Here is a 24,883-nt window from a genome sequence, read left to right as displayed (position 1 = left end):
AGCATCGTATCATTATTGTTTCCATATTGTGAAGACCGCAGCAATCTGAGTCATGGTCCTTTTTTTGTGCTAAACTTAAATTGTGGATACGGTTTCCGCCTTGTCCTATGATTCTAATGGGGGGATGGATTTGTTCAATTTCAATTACCATATGCCAACCAAGATAATAATGGGTCCTGATTGTGTGAAGAAAAACAGCAGGGTCCTTAGAAAGTTCGGCGATTTTTGCCTGATTGTCACAGGTCACGGTTCTTCAAAGATCAACGGTTCTCTGGAGGATGCAATTTCCGCTCTTGAACATGAAGATATAAAATACAGGATATTCGACGAAGTGGAAGAGAATCCTTCACTTGAGACAGTGGAGAAGGCCTTCATGGAAAACTCCGTTCATCCCGTTGATTTCATAATCGCCATCGGCGGAGGATCTGCAATGGATGCAGCTAAGGCAGTATCCCTTCTTTTCAGGAACAGGATTACAGCCCGCGAGCTTCTGTCGATGAAGAATCTCAAGGGAATTCCAATACTTTCGATTCCTACTACAGCTGGTACCGGTTCAGAGACAACTCCCTATTCTGTTTTAACAGACCATCAGGAATCGACTAAAAAGAATATCGGTCAGGTTATTTTTTCTGACATCGCATTTCTGGATGCCAGATACACTATAAATTTACCCCATCACATTACAGTCTCCACAGCCATAGATGCCTTCACACATCTGGCGGAGGGGTATCTGAACAGAAACTCCAGCATAATGTCCGACATCCTGGCCGAAAAAGGGTTCATTCTTTTCGGAGAGTGCATTAGCGCCTTAAGAAACGGCTGCATAACGATACGGGACAGGGAAAAGCTGATGCTTGCCTCAACCCTTGCCGGGATGGAGATTTCCCAGACAGGAACCAGCCTTCCGCATGGAATGGGTTACCCGCTGACCTATTTCAAGGGAGTACCTCATGGTACTGCTAATGGAATCCTATATGAAGGGTATCTGTCGATTTTCAAGGACAGAAGAAAGATAGATAGGATGCTCGAGCTTGCGGGCATTTCAGGAATCGCCGAATTGGGAGATACCTTCAGGGAGCTCCTCAAATGCGACCTGGTGCTTTCAGAGGGTGAGATAACTCAATATACGGAGAGCATGCTCTGCAACGACACGAAGCTCAAAAACCATCCGGAGCATGTTACAAGGGACGACATAGCAGGCATATACAGGAGCATAAACCGAAAGTAAGGAGTGAAAAAAATGTGCGGCAGATTCCAGCTTGAGCTCAGCATCGAAGACATGGTCAACTTCATGGAGATCATTGAAGAGGTGAACAGGCGCTACAACGCACAGGACCTTGACAGATTCGCAAGAGAGAAGAAGGATGTGTATCCGGGAAACCATTCTCTTGCAATAACCGAAGAAGGCTTTCTTGAGCCTGTCTGGGGATATCCAATGGAGAAGAAGCTGATAATAAACGCCAGGTCTGAAACAGCATATGAGAAAAGCATGTTCAAAAGATCGATGTCAGAAGGGCGCTGCCTGATTCCTGCAAACCTCTTCTATGAATGGCAGGGTGAAAAGAAAGTTAAGCATATGATCTCTACTGATGACCGTCATATGATGCTTGGAGGCATCCACCAGGTTTTCAGAAATCCAGATGGCAAGCCAGAGGAACGGTTCACTATTCTTACCATGGATTCAAAGGACGAGATGGCCAAAGTGCATTCAAGGATACCGGTCATAGTTCCAAAGGGAAAATACGCCAGATACCTGAACCACGAAACTCCGGAAGATGAGATCAGAAGCATCCTGTCCTCCTACCCTGAACATCTCATTATTGCCATGGATGAAGGTCACTCACAGATTTCGATGTTCTGACCATACAAAAATGAGCCTGCGCTTTTGCGCAGGCTCTCTTGTTTACTATGATTTTATGCCGTTCCTTATTTCCAGATATTCATCGAACGTGCAAAGCTTGTCGTAGTATGAATCAGGAGTTATCTCAATTACCCTGTTTGCAACCGTCTGACAGAACTGATGGTCTCTCGAGGAGAACAGAAGCACTCCTGAGTAGTCTATAAGGCCATCATTCACAGCTGTTATTGACTCAAGGTCAAGGTGGTTCGTCGGCTGGTCTATAATGAGGAGGTTAGCTGTGCTAAGCATAAGCTTCGATAGCATGCACCTTACCCTCTCGCCTCCCGAAAGAACGCTTGCCTCCTTGAGGGCTTCTTCGCCCGAGAAAAGCATCCTTCCAAGGAATCCTCTGATATATGTCTCAGTCTTGTCATCTGAGTACTGCCTCATCCAGTCGACGAGGTTCATTTCAACGCCATCGAAATATTCGTTGTTGTCCCTGGGGAAATAGCTCTTTGTTATTGTGATGCCGTACTTGTAGCTGCCTGAATCAGGCTCCATCTCACCGGCAAGTATCTTGAACAGAGTGCTTACGCTGATGTCATTTCCAGCAAATGCTATCTTTTCATCCCTGTTTACTATGAAGGAAACATTATCCAGTATTTTCACTCCGTCTATTGTCTTGGATATGCCATCAACAATAAGGATGTCATTTCCTGGTTCCCTTTCAGGCTTGAAGCCTACAAAAGGATATCTTCTGTTGGATACCGCAATATCGTCAAGAGTGATCTTATCAAGCAGCTTCTTTCTCGAGGTAGCCTGTTTGGACTTTGATTTATTGGCCGAGAACCTCTGTATGAAGGCCTGAAGGTCTTTGATCTTGTCCTCTTTCTTCTTATTCTGGTCCTTCATGAGCTGCTGCATGAGCTGGCTTGATTCATACCAGAAATCATAGCTTCCCATGTACATCCTTATCTTACCAAAGTCAACGTCGCAGATATGGGTACAGACCATGTTCAGGAAATGCCTGTCATGTGATACTACGATTACAGTTCCCTCGAAGTTAATGAGGAAATCCTCAAGCCATGCTATTGAGACCACATCAAGGTTGTTAGTCGGCTCGTCCAGTATCAGGACTCCAGGCTTACCGAAGAGCGCCTGTGCAAGGAGGACCTTGACCTTGTCTCCGCCTTCAAGCTCGCTCAGTGTCTTTTCATGGCTGTCTGTGCTGATGCCAAGTCCTATGAGGAGAGATGCAGCTTCAGACTCAGATTCCCATCCGTTCATGTCGGCAAACTCACCTTCAAGCTCTGCAGCCCTTATACCGTCTGCATCGCTGAAATCAGCCTTTGCGTAAATCTCGTCTTTTTCCTTCATTATCTCGAACAGCCTTGCATTTCCCATTACGACAGTATCGATTACCCTGTTGGAATCGTACTGGTAATGGTCCTGCTTCAGGACCGACATCCTGACATTGTTCCCTATGAACACTTCTCCGGTATTCGGTTCTATCTCCCCGGACAATATCTTGAGGAATGTCGATTTCCCAGCTCCGTTTGCTCCTATTACACCGTAGCAATTTCCAGGATTGAATTTAAGGTTTACTTCATCGAAGAGCTTCCTGCCGCCATATCTGAGTCCAACATTATTTACACTTAACATTAAGTAATTCACTCCATTTACGTTTTTCGTACAATTAATTATTATATCATCAATTCCTATATAAATGTAGGAAAATTAAATAATAGACCAGATGAAAAATGAGGTCTCAAATGGACCTCATCAAAATTCAATATCCCTTAAGGTATGTTTCCAGGACATCGGATGCCTTATCCCTGATATCTTCAAGCGTACCGTCATTGTTTACTATCATGGCAGCCTTTTCGACAAGTGAAGCGACTTCCTTCTCAGTATTATGGTTCGGGTTGCTGTTCTTTGCAACCTCTTCACCATCCCTGGCAACAAGCCTTGCAAACCTGTTCTCCTTGGTTGCAGTTATCCCTACGATAAGGAAACCTGACTTCTTCCAGAAGTCGAAGTCGTCCTTGGTCCTTCCGCCTACGATCATTGGAATGATCTTCTGGTTGACCAGTCTCAGGTTCTCGTTGATCTCTTCCCATTTGCGGTCCTGAGTGATCTCAACCTGTTCCGCATTGTCCTGTATCATCTTACCGAGAGCATACTTGTTAAGTATGTTCATGTCTATTTCCCTGAGCTTGTCCGCAACAAGCTGCATGAAGCCCCTTTCGTTGTTCTTCCACTCCGGTGAGACGGACACGACGGGTTTCATGCCTCTTATTATGTCACTGAGGCCGTATTTCTTTACCTTGTTCTCCTTTTCGATTATGTAGTCGGCCAAAGTGTCCTTGCCTGACCCCATTTCTCCAAAGATTATTATTCCGTTGTATTCCATCATTTCCTCCATTTTGGCGCTAAACCTGTTCACATTCAAAGTATATTATACTTCAAAACGCCAATAAATAAAGAGAAATATTATACTTCATGCGTATAAGTAAATTAGCAAAAATGAAGAATCATTATAAGGCTGACCCGATACCAGATGCAAATAAGATAACTGTATAACCAATTTGTATAAATTTCACCAAAATTATGGTCGTTTTCTATTTCATCAGGATGTTCATAAGATTATTGAGTGCTTAACTTGAGCTCAATCCGCTTTGTAAACCCTGTAGCAGTTTGGCCCTCAAAACCCAGAGTGCCTAGAATCTTCCAGTTGCTACCTGAACACCTATGGAGACAAAGACCACCAGTGTATCAACTATAAACCCTAGGATCATAGGCTTGAATCCAATATTTTTGATATCTGTGAAACTTGTTTTCAGACCGATTGCCGATAAGGCCATGACCATGCAGAATTTTGATGTTCTTGATAACGCATCTACTAGAGCACCAGGAATGATTCCCGTGCTTCGAATTGCTACGATAACAAGAAAGAATATGATGAAGTACGGGAAGATCTTCCTTAAGTTAACAGATATGCGTCCATGACCACCCTCTGACCTTGCTTCCAACCTTTCTGTGATAATCGAAAAAATCAAAACAAATGGAATTATGAACAATGTTCTGGTCAGCTTGACAATGACTGCTGTGTTGCCTGCAAATTCTGAAAAAGCGTATCCTGCAGCGACAACTGAAGATGTATCATTAACTGCCGTACCTACCCATAAGCCATATCCCATGCTTGACATACCAAGAGCAACTCCAATCCATGGAATAATTACAACAGTAAGAACATCGAAGATGAATGTCGAAGAAATTGCATAAGCAACATCTTCATCTTTTGCTCTGATAACCGGTCCTACTGCAGCCACAGCAGAACCACCACAAATTGCCGTACTGACGGATAGCAAATTTGTAAGTTTCCAGTTAGTTCCAAACAATTTACCAATAAGGTTTCCTGCACCGAATGCAGTAGCCATGGTAAAGATCATCACAAATAAAGAATATTTTCCCACACTCAACACTTCAGTAAAATTCAGGTTAACACCCATAAGGATGATACCTAAACGAAGGACAAGCTTTCCAGCAAAACTTATTCCAGCATTGAATTGTTTGTATCCACTTATTATTGGATTCAACATCATACCAACCAAAAGAGCCATTACTGTGGCTCCAATAATATCACCCGGAATCAGACTGCTAAAAAGCATTGCAATAACTGCAACGCAGGCGCTAAGCAGCAACCCAGGTGCTATGTTGTTTAATTTCCCAAACATAATACACCTCCAAACTTATAAGAAATTAACTTGAATATATCATTATGTTTGTATAAAATAAAATTATATTATTTTATATTTATATAAATTACACTTATGAGAGGTTAAAATGCTGGATAATAGGTTACAGACATTTCTTACACTATGTGAAACGTGCAATTATACAAAGACCGCCCAAAAACTAAACATGACACAGCCAGCTGTCTCACAGCAAATACGGTTCTTAGAAAATCACTATCAGGTTGCGTTAATCTCAAGTAAAGGAAAGAAATTTTCTCTGACTGAAGAAGGAAGAGCGTTGCAGGAATATGCAAGGACACTCTATGCCAATTCTGAACGTATCTTACCTTTGTTGCACCGGATTAAGAATCACACCAAACCTTTGATTTTCGGAGCGACCTTGACAATTGGTGAATACACGATTCCCCCTATTCTTCTCAAATTGTTCAAAGAAGATCCAGAAACCAATATCTCCATGTTTGTTGAAAACACTCATATCCTTCAAAAGATGCTTTGGGAGGGAAAAATAGACTTCGCTTTACTGGAAGGTCATTTTAATCAGAATCAATTCGAATATAAGGAATTATCCAATGAAACTTTCGTTGGTGTATGTTCTCCAAATAACAAAATCGCAGCCACTGCAACAAGTTTGGAGGGGCTGCTAGACCAAAATCTGATTCTGCGGGAACCAGGCAGCGGAACACGAGATATCTTTGAACATGCCTTATATAACCAAAACCTCAGTATCAATGATTTTGAAAGAAAAATTGAAGTTGGAAATATGAATGCCATTAAAGAATTATGCCATGAAAATATTGGCATCACATTCATGTATCGTGAAGCCATAAAAAAAGAGGTATCACAAGGATACCTTAAAGAAATACCATTACAAAACTTTAATGTTAGTCATTTATTTAATTTTGTTTACTTGAAAAATTGTCCTGACAAAACTCAAATTGAGTATTGGTTTGATCGAATATCTAATCTGAGAAATACCTGATAATACTTCTGAAGCAGGTATGAAACATCAGACTTACTTCCAGTATCCGCATCCAGGCTATGCTGCTTCCATCCTTTCCCCATCCTTGACCTTCCAGAAGAATACCATGCCAAGAATGAATAGTAGTATCAGGCTCAGTATCCCGTACCTGGACTCGCCGGTAATGGTAGATACGATCGCCATAAGAAGCGGACCAAATATGGACGAAACCCTTCCGAAAATGTTGTATATCGAAAAGTATTCAGCAGACTTCTCCTTCGGGATGATCTTTCCGAAGAATGATCTGGAGAGCGCCTGGATTCCACCCTGAGCACTTGCCACGAGCATTGCGAGTATCCAGAAATCAAACTCAGTCTTAAGGAAGAATCCATAGATGGAAATTATTGTGTATGTTACAATTCCCGCCATTATCATGTTCCTTGCACCGAATTTCTTTGAAAGAGCTCCATAAATCAGAGCGAAGGGGAATGCCACGAGCTGTATTGCTATCAGTATTACCATCAGCCTGTCAGAATCCAGACCTACATCGATACCATAGGCGGTTGCCATAGTTATTACTGTATGAACGCCGTCTATGTAGAAGAAGTAGGCAAGGAGGAAGAAGAATACGTTCCTGTTCTTAAGAGTATCATTAAGGGTAGCCTTGAGCCTCTTGAAGCTTTCACTTATCTGTCCCGGCTTTCCTTCTATGTAGTAGGTCTGCTTCACATTCTTAAGCATAGGTATGGTGAATATCAGCCACCAGACAGCAGTTATGATGAATGCGAGCTGAGTAGCCAGAACAGTCGATATTCCTATCTTGTCAGCGCTTAGTATAAGACCTATTGAAATTACAAATGGTATGGTGCCGCCAAGATAACCGTAGGCAAAGCCTTTTGAAGATATCATGTCCATTTTCGAGTCATCAGTGACATCAGTAAGGAACGAATCGTAGAATATGCTCGATCCATTGAAAGCTACCGCTGTAACCACATAAATCGCGAGGGCAAGGAACCACTGTCCTTCACCTGCTACTGCGAGAAGTGCGGATGAGCCTATGGCGGTAAGGGTGAATATTGAAAATAATGTCTTTTTGAATCCCTTGAAGTCCGCTATGGTTCCGAGAAGCGGAGCCATGATTGCAATTATCAGCGTGGCAAGGGAGTTTGCGTATCCCCAGTAGGCTGTCGACATGCTGTCAGTCATGTTAACTGCCGCAACGCTTTTGAAATAGACCGGAAGTATTGCTGTCGTGATCGTTATGGAATATGCCGAGTTTCCTACATCCTGGAGTATCCAGCTTCTTTCCTGTTTAGTCATATAACCCTCCTGAGTCTTTAAGTCATTTCTTCAAGTATACAACGCATGAGCCTTCTAATGATACAGGGAGAATTGTCAATTGCACGTTAAGAAGGGAACCTCTCTCGAAGTCCCCTCGGTAATCTATTCTTTTCCATCCCTGTTTTCAAGATATCTTTCCTTTACCAGCGAAAAAGTCAGATGGTCTCTCCATTCTCCGGATATGTACAGGTATTTCTCATTCAGTCCGACCTTCCTGAACCCATTCTTCTCCAGGGTCTTCTGCGACCTCAGGTTCTCAGGAAGAGTTGAAGCTTCCAGCCTGTGCAGACCCAGCTCCTCGAATGCGTAGTCAATGACAGTTGACAGCGCATCCTGCATATAACCCTTTCCTTCTGTCTCTTTTCCAAGACCATAGCCTACAATTGCACTTCTGAAGCTTCCATAGGTTATTCCTGAAATCTGTATCTTGCCTATAAGCGTTCCCTTTAGGAATACCCCGAAATTGATGGCGCTGCCTGCAAGATATGCACGATAGGATTCCTCAAGAGCCTTCTTCTGCCCTCTTAGAGTAAAGAAATCGTCCTCCCTCCTTGGCTCGAACGGACCGAGGAATTCCTTGTTCCTCGTGTAGTATCTGAGAAATGATTCAGCATCCTCAGGGGTTGCAAGCCTCAGGTCAACGCTCCTCCCTTCGAGTGCCAGAAGCTTGTAGTCGGTCACGCTTCTAAACCTGGTGGCATCTGTGCCGAATAGGAACTCGCTTGCTATTATCGAATCCTGATAGGAGTTATTTACAAGTATACCTTCCAGCGTAAATCCACTTGATGTGAATGGAGATGTAGGAGTCTCGCTCGAGGTTATGATGTTGAGCTTGAACACCTCGCCTCCCCAGATGAGTGACTTTGCTATGGCCTGGACAGCAGCCTTCATAAGGTCTGAATCCTGGATCTTGTAGAACCTTAGTCTAATCATTGTGCTCTTGGTACCCGGGTCCTTCTCAATTACCGTATATCTTCCTATTGTTATGGAATCATTGTCCCTGAGGATATGGTCCCTGCCATCTCCGCCCTTAGTCTGTTCGATGGTTACCTTCATGCTTCCCATAGCTTCACCCCTTCTGTCATTTCATGATCACTTTGGTCCTCGAGCCTATGAACGCTGTAGCCGCCAGCGCTGCTACAAGGCAGGCAGGTATGAGGAATATGGACAAGCCAGGACCAATGGCATCAGTCAGCATACCCATTACCTGGTTCATTCCGTTAAGCACCACATTAATTATCGTTATTACATATCCCATCGCATGGGCTGTGCTGTCAGGAAATACTGCTCCTACCTTCGATATGAGCGAAGGGTAGACAATCGAGTAAAAAAGTCCTGCTATGCTTACAACAATTAGGAACCTTTCCCCCAGCAGCAGTCCCGATACCATCATTGCAAGCGATATCAGGAGAGTTCCAACTACAGCCCTTAAGGTTCCTATCCTCTGCACTACGAATCCTCCGAGAAGCCTTCCAACTGAGAACAGCAGGAAGAAGAATCCTACATACCGCGCACCTGTGCTCTCTGGATATCCGTAGATTGCCTTCAGATAATTTGTAAGCCACAGTGAGACACCGAATTCAGAAAAGGCATAGAATCCCAGTGCGAGACCGAATGCAATGACAAGTGGGTCCCTCATGAGCTTTCTTTGGGATATCTTCATCTCTTCCTTCGCCCTGGGTATTTCCGGTATCACAGCGAACCTCGAAAGGAAAGCCAGGAGAAAATATGCAACGGAAACTCCAAGATAAATTGTTCTCCAACCGATTCCCATGGATAGAAGGGTTCCCGTCAGGTTCTGAGCTATTGTAGAACCAACCCCATACATGGCATGCAGTATGTTCATTATCACTGTCTGGATCGAAAAGAACATGAATGGAATTATCGTATTGGCTGATACGTTGTACAACGCTATACCCATTGAAATCGGCACAAGCCCCAATGCAAACAGGAGGAAGCTCTTAGACCAGGTCTGGAGCAGTATCCCTGAGAGTACAAATACAAGGCTCACAGTAAAGGAGCCCTTCTGGCCAAGCTTCCCTATTATCGGGCCACCGAAAAGCGACACGAAAAGGCTTGATGCCGCTCCCACGGTTATAGCAGTTGATATGAGCGTATTGGACACTCCAAACTCATCCTTGAACATGGGTATGAAGATACCTCTTGTGTTTTCTATGAACGGTGCAAGGAGCATTATCGCAAATATGAGGAATACTCCGATTCCATTATGCTTCTGTTTCATCATATTGTCCCTTTCATATTCCCAGGCAGCCCTCTGCAGCTGCCATCTCAATTATAGTTTATTTCCACCCGGGCAGGCAAACAGTATCCGACTTGCCTATGCATCACATTTGCCAATGCTTATATGGAAGACAATTAAAGCGCTTGTTCGCTGCATCTGCAAAACCTGCCTCATATGGGGTATAATTGAGTAAGTAAAAAATTGAGGTGCGATATGAACAAGAATATGACTGACAAGCTGGGCTTCTTCTTTATGGGTCTTATAGGAAGATTCAATGAAAACAGCTCCATATATGTAGGTACCGAAGTAATCTTCACCGCAGGGCTGAAGAAATTCAAAGGCAATGCCATACCTGATGGGGATGGGGTAGCCTATAACTACAATGGTGTGACGAGGAAGATGTCTTTTGCTGACATGCTTAAGGATATCCAGGCTGAAGCACTTAAGTATGATGCAGCTAATATCATCTATGAGGAAAGGGGAACCAGGCTCGTCATAACTGCTGATGGCAAGAATGTCAATATGGCTACTGAGGTCCTGAAGGACAGGGAAATAGAAGCCGGTGAGACATCCACACTGCTTAACAGGGATTACCTTGTGAAGTCAACCGAAGCACAGGCTCTCCTTAAGGCAATCGGGATAATGTCCAAGGACGGAAAGATAAAGAACAACAGGATTAGGAAGTACAACCAGATCGACCACTATGTTGAGCTTTTGGCTCCTGAGCTTTCCTCACTCAAGAGGGAGGGCACTGTGACAATACTTGACGCAGGCTGCGGAAAGTCATACCTTTCCTTTGTCCTTAACTATTACCTTACAGAGGTGAAGAGGATGAAGTGCCATTTCATAGGCATCGACATCTCCCCTGCCGTAATTGAAGCCTCAAAGAAGATCCAGGCCGAGCTCGGATACAGGAACATGGAGTTCCACGCCATGGACATCAAGGACTTCAGGGACGGAAGGAAGATAGACGTAGTGCTGTCCCTCCACGCCTGCGATACTGCTACTGACATGGCCCTTGCATTCGGCGCCTCAAGGGATGCAGAGTACATAGTCGCAGTACCCTGCTGCCACAAGGAGATGCTCTCAACCTACACTTACGAGCCATTCAAGGGAATCATGAAGCACGGCATACTCAAGGCAAGGCTTGCAGATACGCTGACAGATGGCCTGCGTGGCCTCATGCTTGAGGCTGAGGGCTACGAGGTGTCCATAGTAGAATACATATCCCCTCTTGAAACTCCAAAGAACCTGATGATCAGGGCACGAAGGACAGGCAGAAAAGATGCCGAATCAGCCAGGGAGGCTGACAGCCTTATAAGGTCCTTCGGAATCTTCCCCTCATTCAGGATATATCTTGATGAATACAAATACGGTGATATTTGATATAAGGAGCCATTATGCTTTTTTATGCGCTTGCAATGACCTCAACAATGATAGCCGTCGTGTTCCTGTCTGTGCTGCATGTCGCTTCAGGCGAAAGCTACAGGCTGAACCGGTTTTTCAGTAAAGAGCCCACAGGAGTGAGGCTATTCAACAAATTTTCGCTCATGTACCTGCTCCCGTTCATCTTCATTCCGTTCATCAGGATACGGTCCTTCATGCTGCTATCCATCCTTTTCCATGTGATCATGATTGTTGTCATGGAAGATGTGCTATATATGAGAGGACTATGGAAGAAGAGGACAAATGTCCATTTTCTGGTCATGGTCATATTCAACCTTGTCTTCACAATCGGACTGTATCTGTTCTACATTGGATTTTTAAAAGATATCCTTGACCTGCCGTTTCCAGTATAAATCAGCATTCGGGGTGAGCCATGAAAATCAGGGAATCCTACGGTGAAATATCTGAAATAACAATAAAAAAAGCCAGAAGGCTCCTTGACGAGAAGGCAGTTGGAAGGCTCTCAGTGAGGAAAGGCATCCTTACTTCAACTGTAAGGGATGGGGACCTCTACCACCAGCAGATCCCGCTGGGCGATAACTCAAAGCCCACCTGTTCCTGCGGATCTGGTGTACTTTGCGCACATCTGGTCGCTGTCCTTGAAGCAGGAGAAGATATTCTCACTTCGGCAGGGAACAATGGAAGAAAGGCTCCCAGAGTATCAGCACTCGATGACAGGACAGCCCTGAAATCCATTCTTGATGATGCAGATAAGGAATCTCTGGTTGAGTTCATTTTGTCTCTCAGGAGCATATATAAGGATATTCCAGTGCTTGTGAGAAAAACATTCCATGATCCATCAGAGGACAAGGCACTCGAAACTCAAAAGGCTTCACTTCTTGAGGCATACTACGGCTATATGGAGGAAAAGTCCAAGGACAGCTTTGAAATACTTGTGACTGAGCTCAGGAACATGCATGAAGGAGCCAGGAGACACATAGGTTCAAGGGATTATCTGTCTGCTGCAATTTCCTATCTGACAATATATGATGTTTCAATAAGGGATACCAAGGGAATAGACCATCTGCTGATGTCTGAGAACTATAAAAAAATATGCCAGGAGGCTCTTATTCCACTTTCCGAAAAGAAATACGCAGCACCTGAAGGAGACCTTGTTTTCAGGCATCTTCGTAGAATCTGCGAAGACAACGGAAATGCACAGGAGCTTCTTGTTCTTCTCAGAATAATGAAGAAATTCATAGCTACAGAAAGAGACTTTGACAGCTATTACAGGTCCCTTGTAATCTGCTCGGAAAAAAAGGACAACAACCCATCTGTAGGTCACGGTTTCCTTTATCTGGAGTATGAGCTCCTGATGATGATCGGCAGAATCGATGAAGCTGAGGAATTGAAAAAGGAGAATCCCGATGTACCTGATTTCAGATACATGGAGGTTACTTCTCTGGTTTCCAAAGGTCATCTTCCTGAAGCCCTTAAACTTGTTGAAGAAGGGGTTCATAAAGCCAAGGGGAACTGGACGGAGCTTATAAGATGGCTGTACCTTGCATCTAATGTAAACAAGCAGCTGCAGAACAAGGAGAGGTTCATAGAGCTCTCCATAAGGCTGATAGCGCTCGGCGAATTCAACGGATATTCCCAGCTAAAAAGGTCATTGAGCCCTCAGGATTGGCCGCTTGTATATAAGAGGCTTTCCGAGGATACCGATGTAAGAAAGAACACCAAAGGTATTTACAAGAGGATCCTCATTGAGGAAGGTGACCTGTACGGGCTCTTAAGGTTTGTCAGGGAATTTCCGGATTTCATTCCCGACCACTATGACCAGCTCAACGAGCGATATCCTTCTGAGGCTGCAGAGATCCTCTCTTCTCATATAGTCTCAAGAGGCCGGAGGCTGTCGACAAAACGCAGCCAGGAGGAGATCCTCAGACTCCTTGAAAAACTCTATGAGTCGGGGCACTCAGAGGAAGCTGACAGCGCTTCATCAAGCCTTGCATCGATGCACAGGAACCTAAAGGGCTTCCTTACAGAACTTTCGATACTTAGAGGGCGCTTTACTACCTCGCTGTATAAACCCGAATAGAACCTTGTATGCTGTGCAAGAAGCCTTGGATATGGTTGAAATGTCCGATGTATTCGGTGGGACAAAGAGAAGGTAGAAACTAAAAGACCAGCCATATGCTGCATGTTGCTTGCAGAATATGGCTGGTTTATTGTTATGCCTTCACGACATCATTTCTTTCTCCACTCCACATTGAAGCCCCTTTTATAGGCAAAAAGAGGAGTAATGAGTCCGTGGCTTTCCTTTATCAGTATAAATGGATCCCTAAGAAGCACCCTTCCAAGTGCAACCAGGTCAGCCCTGTCATTTGACAGTATTTCCTCGACCTGCTTGATGTCGGTAAGGAGTCCCACAGCAATGGTAGGTATCTCGCACCTTCTCCTGATTTCCTCTGAGAATCTCACCTGGTATCCAGGGTATACCCTTATCTTCTGATCCTCGACAAGTCCTCCTGAGCTTACATGGATCATGTCCAGGTCCTCCTTGAGAATGTCGACTATCCTTACCATCTCATCAAGGTCAATGCCGCCTTCGAAATAATCTGAAGCGGATACGCGAAGTATCAGCGGCATATTCTCAGGTATTGCATCCCTTACCGCTTTCGCAGTCATCTTCATTAGCCTCGTCCTGTTCTCAAGATTTCCGCCGAATTCGTCAGTGCGCCTGTTTGTAAGCGGGCTCAGAAATTCATGCATTAGATATCCATGGGCTCCATGCAGCTCGATGAGGTCATATCCTGCCTCAACAGCCCTTATTGCAGCTGACCTGAATGCCTCTACGACATCTTCAATGTCAGTTCTGGTCATTTCACGTGGAAGGTCGTAATCTCCATTGTAAGCGATGGCAGAAGGCGCTACAGGCTCTGTTCCTTCAATCCTGCATTTTCTGCCTGCATGTCCCAGCTGGATTCCTGCCTTAGAACCGTATTTGTGCAATACATCCGTTATCATCCTGTGCCCTGAAGCCTGCTCGTCGTTCCATATCCCAAGGTCCTTATCCAGTATCCTTCCTTCTGGATTGACTCCGGTAGCCTCGACTATTACAAGTCCTATTTCACCCAGAGCCGCATTTCCGTAGTGTATCAGGTGGAAATCTTGAGCAACTCCATCTATCGCCATATTCATGCACATCGGGGGCATCACTACCCTGTTTTTCAGGTGAAGTCCCCTTATGCCGTATCCTTCAAAAGTCTTCATTCGAATTCTCCTCTTGTCCTATCCGATAGAACATTATTGGTATCATATTGCTTAATTATATCAAATTTTTCAATGTTTTTCATTTATTGCGAAATCAATAATCAAATCGCTTTATTTTTATGTGTTAGTTATTTTTCAAACGTTTACTCCCAAATTTTCATTTTGTTCATAAATGAACCCGGATTTTCTATTATACTTTTAATAGATGGAGCCCGTGATTTCACTGCCACAATAAAGGAGGAACCAAATGACACCGGAAAACATCAAAACCATGGACCCCTTCATGCTTAGCAGCCTTATCAACACAAAACTAAGGAATGAGTTCAAATCACTGAATGACCTGTGTTCGCACTTCAGTCTGGACAAGAAGGAATTGCTGGAGCGTCTTTCACAATTTGGATACGAGTATTATGGCGAGATAAACCAGTTTCGCTAAGCCATCAGCAGCCGGGTCAAAGCCCGGCTATTTTATTGGCCTGAATTATTCATAAATACCAAGGATCTCACGTATTACAACCGATGCCATTATCATCCCGGCTACAGGCGGTACGAACGATGTGCTTCCTGGTGTCCTTCTCTTGGACTTTAGTAGACTTTCAGGTCCATCCAGCCCTTCATCGAATGATCTTGGTTCCTGAGGCTTTTCAAGAGAGGCGACTACCTTCAGTTTTATTACTCCCCTCTTCTTAAGCTCACGCCTCATTACCTTGGCCAGCGGGCACATGGATGTATCATTGATATCCATGACCTTGAGCATTGATGGATCAAACTTGTTTCCGGTACCCATGGCACTTATTATCCTTATTCCCTTATCCTTGCAGAATTCAATGGCAGCTAGCTTAGCTGATACGTTATCTATCGCATCGATCACATAGTCAGAGTCCGAAGGTATGTACTCGCTTATGTTTTCCGGAGTCAGGAAGGCTTCGACAGGAATAACCCTGCAGTGCCTGTTCATATCCTGAGCCCTTTCAAATGCCGCCGTAACCTTTGGCTTTCCGATTGTGCTGTAGGTCGCTATCGTCTGCCTGTTAAGGTTTGAAATTGTGACTATATCATTGTCGATGGCAACTACGGTTCCTATTCCACCTCTTACAAGCGCTTCAAACGCAGCTCCGCCGACTCCTCCGAGCCCAAGCAGGCAAACCTTTGAATCCATAAGCTTGTCAAGTCCCTCATCACCTATCAGCATTCTTGTCCTTTGCAGTTCCTGTTTCAAAAGTCTCTCCTCCTGTCATATTCGTTATAATACTACAAAAGCACCCTATTATTAAGATGTCTTGTGTGATTTTCCTTCAACAAGTCAGATATTTCTAGTATCATCAGTATATAAGCAATTCGAGGAGGAAATTTATGGACAGGATACTTGGAATAATATGCGCCATGGAAGAGGAGCTTGAACCTCTGATGGATGGTTTTGATATGAGCCGCACAGTCTCGAAGGCCGGGATGGAATTCCTTCACGGATCTCTGAACGGACTTGAGAGCGTGCTTGTAGTAAGCGGAATCGGAAAAGTAAATGCAGCCATCTGCGCACAAATACTGATCGATGACTTCAAAGTCACACATGTCATCAATGTAGGTGTGGCTGGCGGAATTGGAAAAGACATCGCTCCGCTTGACGTGGTGATTGCAACCTCGCTGATTCAGCACGATTTCGATGTAACGCCTTTAGGCTACGCAAAAGGAGTCATACCAAGGCTTGAAACATCTGTATTCAAATGCGACCAACACCTTTCAGACCTGGCGTTCGATTCTGCGACATGCTGCGGAGACCATAGGACACATAAGGGCATCATAGTCACCGGTGACCAATTCATGAGCGACAGCGAGAAGGTCCGGGAGCTTGAGCGAACCTTTGGTGCAGCTGCATGCGAAATGGAGGGCGCTGCGGTAGCACAAGCCTGCAGCCTTAACAATATCCCGTTTTCTGTGGTAAGGTCGATTTCAGACAATGCAAATACCGGAGCAGGAATGGATTATGAGAAGTTCAAACCTCATGCCGTTCGCAACTCAGCAAACATAATTTTGAAGATGGCAGCGGCACTCAAGGCTGACTGAAATAAATGGAAGATCCCTGAAGCACCTAAGGCTTCAGGGATCTTCTCATTTGACATAATATAGTCTATTATCAACTATTTCGCATCTCAGTCTGCCAGTATCTATCAGGAACTCCAGTAGAGGCCTCGTCATCCTTTCCATCCTGTTGTATTTATAGAGCGATGCTACCTTTGTACCTTTATGCCTTATGACCCTGTCGAGCAGCTCTTCAAATCCAACAGGAGTCTCAATGAGGCTAAGTACCTCATCTGCTGAATCCTCGAAATACTTTATGTTAGCCGGTATTATGCTCCTTATCTCATCAAATGCACCCTTATGAGAAAGAACGAACTTGTCAGCGTCCAGGTCCATCAATGACCTTTTGCTCTCAAGGTCCTTTGATATTGAGAATGAGTACATCATCCTCGAGCTGCCAAGGACATCGCAGCTTGCAAGGGTATCCCCAATACATGCCACGTTGTCAGGCGTTAACACAGCAATATGTCCTGGAGAATGACCAGGTACAGCAATTATCCTAAAGTCTGCACCCAGCACTTCAACATGGTCTTCATGCATCCCTATCTTTTCATCAGCTTCAACCACCATATTTCCAAAATGCTTCATGATGTCAGTTGCTGCCAGTGTCGAGTACGTGGTCTTCAGACCCCTTATGGAATTAGCAACTGCTGCCTCGACCTCATTCATGATTATCCTCGCACCAAACTCCTTCTGGAAATATGCGGCGTTCCCGATATGGTCCACATGCGCGTGAGTGGCAAGTACTGCAGCCGGTTTTAGCCCTTCCATTGAAAAAAGGTTCAGTATACCTTCCCTCTCCTCAATCAAGCCGCAGTCGACCATGATTATCTTTCCGCCTTCAAGCTTGTAGAATGGAATCGACTGAAAGCTTGTCTCTACCAGAAAGGTGTTTCCCTTAACCTTTTTTATGAACACTTCACTCACCTCTTTAAGACAGAATTTCTATATCCCGTAGAGATTTGAATACTTTTCCTCTATGTACCTCAGGAAGTAGCTTGCGCTGAGGGGTTCTCCGGTAGCCTTTTCAATAAGGACCGAAGGCTTGTAGGTACCTCCATGGGTATGGATGTTGTCCTTAAGCCATCCTGTTACCCTGCTCAGATCTCCTGATGCCACTATCTCATCGTAGTCAGGAAGGTCCCTCAATATTCCTTTGTAAAGCATTTGAGCTCCGTAGAGGTTACCAAGGGCATAGCTTGGGAAATACCCTATCATGCCGCCTGCCCAGTGAACATCCTGCAGCACACCTTCCCTGAAGTTAGAAGGTTCAACTCCAAGATACTCTTTGTATTTTGCAGACCAAAGCTTTGGAAGCTCATTGAAGTCCACCTCACCATTGATGAACGCCTTTTCAATCTCATACCTTATGATGATATGGAGACTGTATGTAAGCTCGTCAGCCTCGATCCTTATGAGTGAAGGCATTACCTTGTTGACTGCCCTGTGGAAAGCCTCAGCAGATACTTTTGAGAGATTCGGGAACCTCTCTGCAAGCTTAGGAAGCTCAGCTCCTATGAAGCCTCTGCTCCTTCCAACGATATTTTCGTAGAAGCGTGACTGCGACTCATGGATTCCCATGGATACGCCGCCCCCGATATTGGTCTTCGCCAGCTCGTCAGGGATGTTCTGCTCGTATATGGCGTGTCCTGCTTCATGGATCGTAGAATATACACTCATCATCAGGTCATTCTCGTCGTATCTTGTGGTTATCCTGACATCCTTGTTTCCGAAATTAGTCGTGAATGGATGTGCGCTTACAGCAATGACACCTGCCTCGAAATCAAATCCAAGCCTTTCTGCCAGCTCCCGGTTGTATTCTTCCTGAAGCCTCTTGTCGAATTTGTCATGGAGGAAGCTATTATCAACCTCCAGGCCTTTTGCCCTGATTCTGTCCAGTATTGAGACAAGACCGTCTCTCACTTCGCTGAACACCTTGTCAATATCGCTGACCTTCATTCCAGGCTCATACATATCCAGAAGAGCATCGTATCTTGTTTCTTCCCATCCGATATAATCAGCGATTTTCCTGTTGAATTGCACTATCTTTTCAAGAGTAGGCCTGAACGCCTCGTAATCATCAGCATTCCTTGCATCCTCCCAGATTTTTTCACCCCTTGAGACAAGTATGCTGTATTCCAGATATTCTTCCTCAGGAATCTTCTTCTTGAAGTCCTGCTCCTTCTTCTGTTTTTCGACCATGGCCTTTTCCTGGTCGGTAAGTTCATCCCTTACCTCGAACAGGCTGTCAGTGAGCTCGATGAAAGCCTTGTCGGTTTCAATCCTGAAGGCTTCCTGTGACATGAACCCCACGACCTCTGACCGCCTTTCAGCATCCTTGGGCGGCATGATAGTCGACATATCCCAGTGCAGCAGGTTCATGGCATGGTAAAGGTTGGAAAGTCTCAGCTGATAATCAAGGAACTTTCCGAAGGCTTCTCTGATGTTTTCCATTTTGCAACTCCTCATTCCATATTCTTGTCTCTATAATATCTCTCTATCATAAGCTCAGTACCGGCATCCATCCTGTCAGCCAATTCGAGCACAGATTCAGTTTCCCTGCAGTATTTTACTATTATGCACTGGCCAAGGTTTCTCGGACATCTGTAGCAGATGCAGCCTGTGTCGTTACCATCACAGCTTACCTTGAATTCAGGACAATGCTTGCAGTTTTCACCCAGTACGGCCACTAATAATCCCCCCTGTATTTTTCCATAAGTCTCCTCATTATCTCAGTTCCTGAAGGCGGAGTCCATGTAATTGCGTTTGCTCCCGCTTCAATCGTCTCCAGTATGCTCTCATCTGTCGGTCCGCCAGTTGCAATGATGGGCAGATCCGGATATCTCTCCCTAATCACCCTTACAATCCTTGCTGTGTCCTTTGCTCCTGACACATTGAATATTGTTGCTCCTGCCTCTAGTCTTCCCTCAAAGTCATCCTTATCAGATATTATCGTTATGACTATAGGAATGTCTATGACTTCCCTGACAGCCCTTATTGTCTCATTGGATGTCGGACTGTTCAGCACAACGCCCATTGCACCCTTGAATTCAGCATCCAGCGCAAGGTTGACCACCCTTTTTCCGGTTGTCGTCCCTCCGCCTACTCCGCAGAACACCGGTACATCAGATGCACTGACAAGGCTCTGGGTTATTACCGGCTGCGGTGTGAAGGGATATACGCTCATTACTGCGTCTGCATCAGTATTCTTGATTATCGCTACATCAGTCGTGAAGATGAAGCTTTTAACCCTCTTCCCGAAAATCCTGACTCCGCTGCATTTCCTTATGACGTCAGGAACCTCTATGATATGGCTCCTGAAGGTACCCATGATCTCAGGTATCTTTTTCATATTAAACTCCATCCCGCCGCTCAGCTTGCGGCTATCTTCCTGTCATATCTTACAATTATATTGTATCAGCATTGGCTCCTCCGCGCATTTCCTATATGAGTACAGGTATGCTTCCGATGATGTCCAGCGAGGATTCAGTTACAGCACACCTGTATGCCATGACCTTCACACCCTTGTCCCTGGCTGACTTCAGCACCTCAGAGAACTCCGGATCCAAAGCATATGCCGGGGTAAACATATGGACATCCTCAATCTGGACTAGGAACAGAATCCCTGCACCATGACCTTCCGAAAGTGCATCCATCAGTTCCCTGACATGCTTCGCACCCCTTTCAGTAGGTGCATCAGGGAAGCTTGCCACACCATCAGATTCAAGCGTCACGCCCTTTACCTCCAGGTAGAATTTCCTTTCGGAATCCTCGAGAAGAAAATCGAATCTGCTCTTACCGTAAGTCTTCTCTCTCATGACAGTGCCATAGCCCTTAAGCTCCTCAATCAGGCCCAAAGACAACGCCTCCTCCACAACGTGGTTTGGAATCTGCGAGTCTATGTTGATCAGCTTGTCTCCCTTATAGCCTGCTATGAGGCTGAACTTAGTTTTCCTGGTAGGAGAATCTTCTTTTCTCAGTACCACAGTGCAGCCAGGCACAAGGATTTCCCTGTTCCTTCCGGTGTTTGGAACATGCACTACGACCGTCTCCCCATCAAGCTCCACGAAAGCCTTGAACCTGTTCGGTCTGTTAATGAATTTTGCTTTTATTGTTTCTTTTGCGAATCTCATAAATTCTCCTCATGTGTGGATAATCCTTTTTTACATTGTAAAGATTACATTAACTATCCACATTTAACCAGTGTTTTTGTGTTTTTTCTGTGGATAATGTTTATAACTTTCATTTACCCTTAAGAATCAAGCGGAAAGTTATCCACAAAAAACACTATTTACCAACAGGCAGTGTGGATAACTCTAAGACTTCCTCAATCTCTCCGGTGTCAACAGCTTATCACGAAAATACAAATCTTGTAAATTTACCCGATAATCCTTGATTGTCCAAGGAGAGGCTTGACATGAACATTCTTTGGAATCACTGATTTAATATTCGTAAATTCGAATGCCCCGCTAACGCGAGGCACTCAACTGACCAGGTATCTGCAAATGAATCTTATTGAACAGGTCCTATCTCAAGACCATTTTCGAACATGTTGTCAGGATCGAATCTTACCTTTATTCTTCCAAGCTTCTCTAAAGTATCAACAGGGTATAGCCTTCCAGGGTGATTGAATTTTTCAAGCCCCTCAAGAAAGTTCGGGTATACTTCACTGTTCAGTTCATCCTTCAATTCATCCTTAAGACCAGTAACTGCTGCAGAGAAAAAATCCCTTGATCCATCTCCTAGTACAAGCCCCATGATTTTTACCACATATTTCGCATCACGGACCGCAAAGACACTCTCGCTCCTGTCAGACGAAGCTATACTTCCACCCATATGGTAGATTTCAGTAAACAGTATAGGAGAGTACCCCTCATCCCTATATGTCATTTTCAGAAGAGCGGCTTTAGCCTTCTCATTCAGCTCATCAATAGTAACATTGGTAACCGAAACAGGTATCGGCTCCTTAGGATCGTTGCTGATAGTATCAGCCATGCTGAAAGGAATCTTCGACCACATGTCAAGAATCGGCTCCCTCCATTCTCGAAGCTTGTTGACTATCCTCTCACCATCTTCAATATTGCCTGCAAAGCAGCCTCTCACCATTGCAACTGATTTTCCTCGAAGAGGCTCCGGTACTATAGGCAAATCCGGAAAGTTTGCAAGTACCATCGCTGATGACATTTCATCAGGCAGTTCTTCTGTCCATTCAATGTATTTATCAAGAAGCATCTTAGCATCTTCATGTCCATAGACCAGATTCCCGGCGTAGACAATGTTTTCTGGAACCAGTCTAATTTCCATCGACACAACAACCCCGAAGGCACTTCCCGCACCAGACAGGGCCCAGAAAAGGTCATCACAGCTATCTCTTTCTGCCCTTTTCAGTTCAGCATCTGAGGTTACGATATCAAAGTAATTAACGTTGTCCAGCGACAGCCCATACTTTCTTGCAAGCCATCCAAGTCCACCACCCAAAGTATATCCTACGGCACCGACATCAGACGACGAACCCATAAGTGGCGCGAGTCCATACACAGCTGCCATTTCAAGCACCTTCGACCATTTTGCGCCGGCTTCAACATATGCAGTCCGTGCTTCCTTGTCAATCCTTACAGCATCCATTCCGGACAGCCTGAGCATTATTCCTCCCGAAGCAGGTCTTGTCGGGCCATGCCCAGTCGAAATTACAGTTACTTTCTGACCGACTTCACCTGCGAACTTTATGGTTTCAATGACATCCTTGGCATTAGCAGCAAGTACAATCAATGCCGGCCGGTGGTCAGTTGCAACATCCCATGTCGCCCTTGCTGAATCAAAATCCTTGTCTTCTGGGAGTAATATCTTTCCCTTTATCTTCGACTGCAGTCTATGCAGTTCAATTCTTATATTTTCCATCCTTATGCACCTCTATTGCATTTTTGAGAAGTTTTACGATATGCGGATCATTAGCGATGGAATATCAAGCTCATTCAACACCAAACCAGGAGAAGCGAAATCGCTCTCCCTCGTATCTTGATTATGTTCCGTATCGATATCACATTCAACTCTTTTTGTAAGAATTAAACTAATATTAACCATACGTTCTCAATATGTATATAGTCTTTTCTATCACATTTTTTGAGTTTTGCGTCATATTATTGCTATAAAATACAGCAATTGCGCAATTTTCCACAAAAATAAAAACACCAGATTTCTTATCGAAATCTGGTGTAATGTGGTGACCCCAAGGAGAATCGAACTCCTGTTTCCAGCGTGAGAGGCTAGCGTCTTGACCGCTTGACCATGGGGCCGAATCAGTCACAACTAATGTGACTTAATCATATTACCATTGATATTTATTGCAGTCAACACCTTTTTAGAAAATGAAGCGCACAAAAATTTAGATAAATTTTTATACTAATTAGTATAATTAACACTTTAGAAACACTCTGCACATTATATGTTCATAATCATACGGTATAAATATAGTACAAGATTAAATCTTATAAAATTTATTATAAAGGATGGTTCAACAAATGGATAAAGTTAAACTTGCAATAGTATATTACAGCTCGACAGGCGGCAACACTCAGATGGTAAATTGGGCAAAAGATGCTGGTGAAGCAGCAGGCGCAGAGGTAAGGCTGCTGAAGGTACCTGAATTGGCTCCGCCAAATGCAATAGCAGCAAACCCTCTATGGCAGGCAAATCATGATGCCACATCTGATGTTCAGGTTGTAACTCCTGATGACCTTGTCTGGGCTGATGCGATAATATTCTCAAGCCCGACACGGTATGGTGTAATGGCTTCGCAGATGAAGCAGTTCATAGATACTCTTGGTGGAGTATGGTCCCAGGGTCTTCTGGTAAACAAGGTAATGAGCGCAATGAGCTCTGCGATGAACCTTCATGGTGGAGTGGAGGAGACTGTCAGAAGCTTCCATACAGTATTCTTCCATCTTGGAGCCATAATCGTCGGACCTGGATACATCGATCCTTCAGTTTACAAGGCAGGTGGAAATCCTTACGGTACCACTGCACAGGTTCTTGATGGAAAGATAGTCAACGATATCGAGGATGCTGTAAAATTCCAGGCAAAGCGAACAATAGATATCGCTGCAAAAGTCACAGGAAAATCAGTATAATACCTAAGTATGAGCGGTGGAGCAATATGCTCCGCCGTTTTCTTGTGTTCGACTTAAAATCACTTTTTTGCACCTGAAGCCTTTCTCATAAGGCTTCAGGCAGCATGGCTGGGTATTTTGGGTTTATTGAAATATTCCTTGTTCACTGAAAATTTATTATTGTATTCAATTTGGTCTGTTTACAGTGGGACATTTTTGGTATAATCATAATTGGAAGTACAGAAAGTTCTCACTGTGCTTGCAAGTGATAAACCAAACGGGACCAAAGGAATCCCGGAGGGATACCTCGAATTGCTTTAATAATGGCCATGGCTTCCGTACTTGTACGGAAGCCATTAAAATTTTCCTGAACTATATTTTTCAATTCCTATTTTCTTGTCCTGCTGATGGCATCTTCAACGAACTTAAGCGCCTTGGTGTATTTCCTTCTCCTCTTATCCTTGACCTCATCATCTGGCAGCTCTTCTGTCTTACCCAGATTGTCAACGAGGTCGCTCAGTTTGACTTTGATTGCAATCGGGTCTTCAGTAGCCCTTTTTACATAATCCATGTATTTTTCGTCATCTCTTTTAGTCAAAGCATCAACTGCTGCTACGATTTCTTCCTTGAATCCCAGTTCCTCAAGGTCCTGGAGCGTAATGTCCGTATCTTCTACGAGGTCGTGAAGGGCTGCAGCAACCTTTTCATCGTATGTTGCAACACCACCCATTACTCTTAACGGATGCAGTATGTATGGAGTTCCCATGAGGTCAACCTGCCCAACATGGCAGATTGCCGAAAGGGTGATTGCCCTCTCAAGTTCAGGAAGTGTTCTTAGCTTTCCAATTTCAACTATCATATCATCACCTCTTATTCTCAACTTGATTATACAACTCCTTG

Annotated in this window: 24 protein-coding genes and 1 tRNA gene; 9 read left to right on the top strand and 16 right to left on the bottom strand. The window is 44.3% G+C overall.

Annotated features, from left to right (window positions below; genetic code table 11):
* The first annotated feature begins 130 nt into the window (after positions 1-130).
* Together J2Z34_RS06975 and J2Z34_RS06970 are read left to right on the top strand one after the other, a co-directional pair.
* Complete coding sequence (locus J2Z34_RS06975; RefSeq protein WP_245250546.1) at positions 131-1,228, top strand: iron-containing alcohol dehydrogenase family protein; 1,098 nt, start codon at positions 131-133, stop codon at positions 1,226-1,228.
* Between the two features lie 12 nt (positions 1,229-1,240).
* The gene (locus J2Z34_RS06970; protein WP_209459145.1) at positions 1,241-1,861 is read left to right on the top strand and encodes an SOS response-associated peptidase; all 621 of its coding nucleotides are present in this window, start codon (positions 1,241-1,243) and stop codon (positions 1,859-1,861) included.
* Positions 1,862-1,906: 45 nt separating this feature from the next.
* On the opposite strand, the gene J2Z34_RS06965 is transcribed toward J2Z34_RS06970, so the two are convergent.
* The 3 genes from J2Z34_RS06965 to J2Z34_RS06955 form a co-directional block, all read right to left on the bottom strand.
* Positions 1,907-3,502, bottom strand: coding sequence for an ABC-F family ATP-binding cassette domain-containing protein (locus J2Z34_RS06965; protein ID WP_209459144.1), 1,596 nt, complete (start codon positions 3,500-3,502; stop codon positions 1,907-1,909).
* 127 nt (positions 3,503-3,629) lie between these two features.
* Positions 3,630-4,253: an AAA family ATPase gene (locus J2Z34_RS06960; protein WP_209459143.1), complete on the bottom strand. Its 624-nt coding sequence runs from the start codon at positions 4,251-4,253 to the stop codon at positions 3,630-3,632.
* A 307-nt stretch (positions 4,254-4,560) separates the two neighbouring features.
* A complete protein-coding gene (locus J2Z34_RS06955; RefSeq protein ID WP_209459142.1) occupies positions 4,561-5,577 on the bottom strand; it encodes a YeiH family protein in 1,017 nt (338 codons plus the stop codon).
* Positions 5,578-5,686: 109 nt separating this feature from the next.
* On the opposite strand from J2Z34_RS06955, the gene J2Z34_RS06950 reads away from it, so the two are divergent.
* On the top strand, positions 5,687-6,577 hold the full coding sequence (locus J2Z34_RS06950; RefSeq protein ID WP_209459141.1) for a LysR family transcriptional regulator: 891 nt from the start codon (positions 5,687-5,689) through the stop codon (positions 6,575-6,577).
* A 57-nt stretch (positions 6,578-6,634) separates the two neighbouring features.
* Here the strand turns inward: J2Z34_RS06950 and J2Z34_RS06945 are convergent, their stop codons facing one another.
* The 3 genes from J2Z34_RS06945 to J2Z34_RS06935 all read right to left on the bottom strand — a co-directional run bounded on the left by J2Z34_RS06945 (position 6,635) and on the right by J2Z34_RS06935 (position 10,139).
* Entirely contained in the window at positions 6,635-7,876 is a 1,242-nt protein-coding gene (locus J2Z34_RS06945) for an MFS transporter (RefSeq protein WP_209459140.1), read from the bottom strand.
* Positions 7,877-7,999: 123 nt separating this feature from the next.
* Positions 8,000-8,962: a GNAT family N-acetyltransferase gene (locus J2Z34_RS06940; RefSeq protein WP_209459139.1), complete on the bottom strand. Its 963-nt coding sequence runs from the start codon at positions 8,960-8,962 to the stop codon at positions 8,000-8,002.
* 16 nt (positions 8,963-8,978) lie between these two features.
* Positions 8,979-10,139 (bottom strand): MFS transporter, encoded by a 1,161-nt coding sequence (locus J2Z34_RS06935; protein WP_209459138.1) that lies wholly within the window; start codon positions 10,137-10,139, stop codon positions 8,979-8,981.
* A 213-nt stretch (positions 10,140-10,352) separates the two neighbouring features.
* On the opposite strand from J2Z34_RS06935, the gene J2Z34_RS06930 reads away from it, so the two are divergent.
* From J2Z34_RS06930 to J2Z34_RS06920, 3 genes are read left to right on the top strand one after another with little or no spacing between them, the layout of a single operon-like run.
* Positions 10,353-11,525, top strand: coding sequence for a class I SAM-dependent methyltransferase (locus tag J2Z34_RS06930; protein ID WP_209459137.1), 1,173 nt, complete (start codon positions 10,353-10,355; stop codon positions 11,523-11,525).
* Positions 11,526-11,539: 14 nt separating this feature from the next.
* The gene (locus J2Z34_RS06925) at positions 11,540-11,938 is read left to right on the top strand and encodes a hypothetical protein (protein ID WP_209459136.1); all 399 of its coding nucleotides are present in this window, start codon (positions 11,540-11,542) and stop codon (positions 11,936-11,938) included.
* Positions 11,939-11,958: 20 nt separating this feature from the next.
* Entirely contained in the window at positions 11,959-13,626 is a 1,668-nt protein-coding gene (locus J2Z34_RS06920) for an SWIM zinc finger family protein (RefSeq protein ID WP_209459135.1), read from the top strand.
* A 149-nt stretch (positions 13,627-13,775) separates the two neighbouring features.
* Here the strand turns inward: J2Z34_RS06920 and J2Z34_RS06915 are convergent, their stop codons facing one another.
* Complete coding sequence (locus J2Z34_RS06915; protein WP_209459134.1) at positions 13,776-14,801, bottom strand: NADH:flavin oxidoreductase/NADH oxidase; 1,026 nt, start codon at positions 14,799-14,801, stop codon at positions 13,776-13,778.
* Between the two features lie 247 nt (positions 14,802-15,048).
* On the opposite strand from J2Z34_RS06915, the gene J2Z34_RS06910 reads away from it, so the two are divergent.
* Positions 15,049-15,237: a DUF4250 domain-containing protein gene (locus J2Z34_RS06910; protein ID WP_023387448.1), complete on the top strand. Its 189-nt coding sequence runs from the start codon at positions 15,049-15,051 to the stop codon at positions 15,235-15,237.
* A 45-nt stretch (positions 15,238-15,282) separates the two neighbouring features.
* On the opposite strand, the gene J2Z34_RS06905 is transcribed toward J2Z34_RS06910, so the two are convergent.
* A complete protein-coding gene (locus J2Z34_RS06905; protein WP_209459171.1) occupies positions 15,283-15,993 on the bottom strand; it encodes a tRNA threonylcarbamoyladenosine dehydratase in 711 nt (236 codons plus the stop codon).
* Positions 15,994-16,154: 161 nt separating this feature from the next.
* Here J2Z34_RS06905 and J2Z34_RS06900 point away from each other — a divergent pair, with 161 nt between their 5' ends.
* Positions 16,155-16,862, top strand: a complete 708-nt coding sequence (locus tag J2Z34_RS06900) for a 5'-methylthioadenosine/adenosylhomocysteine nucleosidase (protein WP_209459133.1) — start codon at positions 16,155-16,157, stop codon at positions 16,860-16,862.
* A gap of 45 nt (positions 16,863-16,907) precedes the next feature.
* On the opposite strand, the gene J2Z34_RS06895 is transcribed toward J2Z34_RS06900, so the two are convergent.
* From J2Z34_RS06895 to J2Z34_RS06865, 7 genes are all read right to left on the bottom strand, one after another.
* Positions 16,908-17,795: an MBL fold metallo-hydrolase gene (locus J2Z34_RS06895; RefSeq protein WP_209459132.1), complete on the bottom strand. Its 888-nt coding sequence runs from the start codon at positions 17,793-17,795 to the stop codon at positions 16,908-16,910.
* Between the two features lie 27 nt (positions 17,796-17,822).
* Positions 17,823-19,331, bottom strand: coding sequence for a carboxypeptidase M32 (locus J2Z34_RS06890; protein WP_209459131.1), 1,509 nt, complete (start codon positions 19,329-19,331; stop codon positions 17,823-17,825).
* Between the two features lie 11 nt (positions 19,332-19,342).
* The gene (locus J2Z34_RS06885; protein ID WP_209459173.1) at positions 19,343-19,567 is read right to left on the bottom strand and encodes a hypothetical protein; all 225 of its coding nucleotides are present in this window, start codon (positions 19,565-19,567) and stop codon (positions 19,343-19,345) included.
* Entirely contained in the window at positions 19,567-20,229 is a 663-nt protein-coding gene (locus J2Z34_RS06880; RefSeq protein WP_245250545.1) for a beta/alpha barrel domain-containing protein, read from the bottom strand. Before J2Z34_RS06880 ends, J2Z34_RS06885 begins: the two co-directional genes overlap by 1 nt.
* 91 nt (positions 20,230-20,320) lie before the next feature.
* On the bottom strand, positions 20,321-21,010 hold the full coding sequence (gene sfsA / locus J2Z34_RS06875; RefSeq protein ID WP_209459129.1) for a DNA/RNA nuclease SfsA: 690 nt from the start codon (positions 21,008-21,010) through the stop codon (positions 20,321-20,323).
* Positions 21,011-21,389: 379 nt separating this feature from the next.
* Positions 21,390-22,775 carry an FAD-binding oxidoreductase gene (locus J2Z34_RS06870; protein WP_209459128.1) on the bottom strand — a complete coding sequence of 462 codons (1,386 nt, stop codon included), beginning with the start codon at positions 22,773-22,775 and terminating at the stop codon, positions 21,390-21,392.
* A gap of 320 nt (positions 22,776-23,095) precedes the next feature.
* Positions 23,096-23,170 (bottom strand) — tRNA-Glu (locus tag J2Z34_RS06865).
* Between the two features lie 225 nt (positions 23,171-23,395).
* On the opposite strand from J2Z34_RS06865, the gene wrbA reads away from it, so the two are divergent.
* On the top strand, positions 23,396-24,004 hold the full coding sequence (wrbA, locus tag J2Z34_RS06860; RefSeq protein ID WP_209459127.1) for an NAD(P)H:quinone oxidoreductase: 609 nt from the start codon (positions 23,396-23,398) through the stop codon (positions 24,002-24,004).
* A 367-nt stretch (positions 24,005-24,371) separates the two neighbouring features.
* Here wrbA and J2Z34_RS06855 read toward each other — a convergent pair whose 3' ends face one another.
* A complete protein-coding gene (locus J2Z34_RS06855) occupies positions 24,372-24,842 on the bottom strand; it encodes a GTP pyrophosphokinase (protein WP_209459126.1) in 471 nt (156 codons plus the stop codon).
* Positions 24,843-24,883 lie beyond the last annotated feature (41 nt).

Source organism: Youngiibacter multivorans, from assembly GCF_017873395.1.
Taxonomy (GTDB): Bacteria; Bacillota; Clostridia; order Clostridiales; family Clostridiaceae; genus Youngiibacter; species Youngiibacter multivorans.
Note: the sequence above shows the minus strand (reverse complement) of the source record. Positions and strands in the feature narration are given on the sequence as shown.

Excerpts from the sequence above, each read along its gene's own strand:
- J2Z34_RS06925 (WP_209459136.1), top strand. The coding sequence starts at position 11,540 with ATGCTTTTTTATGCGCTTGCAATGACCTCAACAATGATAGCCGTCGTG.
- J2Z34_RS06945 (WP_209459140.1), bottom strand. The coding sequence starts at position 7,876 with ATGACTAAACAGGAAAGAAGCTGGATACTCCAGGATGTAGGAAACTCG.
- J2Z34_RS06855 (WP_209459126.1), bottom strand. The coding sequence starts at position 24,842 with ATGATAGTTGAAATTGGAAAGCTAAGAACACTTCCTGAACTTGAGAGG.
- sfsA (WP_209459129.1), bottom strand. The coding sequence starts at position 21,010 with ATGAGATTCGCAAAAGAAACAATAAAAGCAAAATTCATTAACAGACCG.
- J2Z34_RS06960 (WP_209459143.1), bottom strand. The coding sequence starts at position 4,253 with ATGGAATACAACGGAATAATAATCTTTGGAGAAATGGGGTCAGGCAAG.
- J2Z34_RS06890 (WP_209459131.1), bottom strand. The coding sequence starts at position 19,331 with ATGGAAAACATCAGAGAAGCCTTCGGAAAGTTCCTTGATTATCAGCTG.
- J2Z34_RS06905 (WP_209459171.1), bottom strand. The coding sequence starts at position 15,993 with ATGCTGATAGGTGATGAGGGACTTGACAAGCTTATGGATTCAAAGGTT.
- J2Z34_RS06930 (WP_209459137.1), top strand. The coding sequence starts at position 10,353 with ATGAACAAGAATATGACTGACAAGCTGGGCTTCTTCTTTATGGGTCTT.
- J2Z34_RS06915 (WP_209459134.1), bottom strand. The coding sequence starts at position 14,801 with ATGAAGACTTTTGAAGGATACGGCATAAGGGGACTTCACCTGAAAAAC.
- J2Z34_RS06870 (WP_209459128.1), bottom strand. The coding sequence starts at position 22,775 with ATGGAAAATATAAGAATTGAACTGCATAGACTGCAGTCGAAGATAAAG.
- J2Z34_RS06940 (WP_209459139.1), bottom strand. The coding sequence starts at position 8,962 with ATGGGAAGCATGAAGGTAACCATCGAACAGACTAAGGGCGGAGATGGC.
- J2Z34_RS06880 (WP_245250545.1), bottom strand. The coding sequence starts at position 20,229 with ATGAAAAAGATACCTGAGATCATGGGTACCTTCAGGAGCCATATCATA.
- J2Z34_RS06900 (WP_209459133.1), top strand. The coding sequence starts at position 16,155 with ATGGACAGGATACTTGGAATAATATGCGCCATGGAAGAGGAGCTTGAA.
- J2Z34_RS06955 (WP_209459142.1), bottom strand. The coding sequence starts at position 5,577 with ATGTTTGGGAAATTAAACAACATAGCACCTGGGTTGCTGCTTAGCGCC.
- J2Z34_RS06910 (WP_023387448.1), top strand. The coding sequence starts at position 15,049 with ATGACACCGGAAAACATCAAAACCATGGACCCCTTCATGCTTAGCAGC.
- J2Z34_RS06965 (WP_209459144.1), bottom strand. The coding sequence starts at position 3,502 with ATGTTAAGTGTAAATAATGTTGGACTCAGATATGGCGGCAGGAAGCTC.
- J2Z34_RS06950 (WP_209459141.1), top strand. The coding sequence starts at position 5,687 with ATGCTGGATAATAGGTTACAGACATTTCTTACACTATGTGAAACGTGC.
- J2Z34_RS06970 (WP_209459145.1), top strand. The coding sequence starts at position 1,241 with ATGTGCGGCAGATTCCAGCTTGAGCTCAGCATCGAAGACATGGTCAAC.
- wrbA (WP_209459127.1), top strand. The coding sequence starts at position 23,396 with ATGGATAAAGTTAAACTTGCAATAGTATATTACAGCTCGACAGGCGGC.
- J2Z34_RS06935 (WP_209459138.1), bottom strand. The coding sequence starts at position 10,139 with ATGAAACAGAAGCATAATGGAATCGGAGTATTCCTCATATTTGCGATA.
- J2Z34_RS06920 (WP_209459135.1), top strand. The coding sequence starts at position 11,959 with ATGAAAATCAGGGAATCCTACGGTGAAATATCTGAAATAACAATAAAA.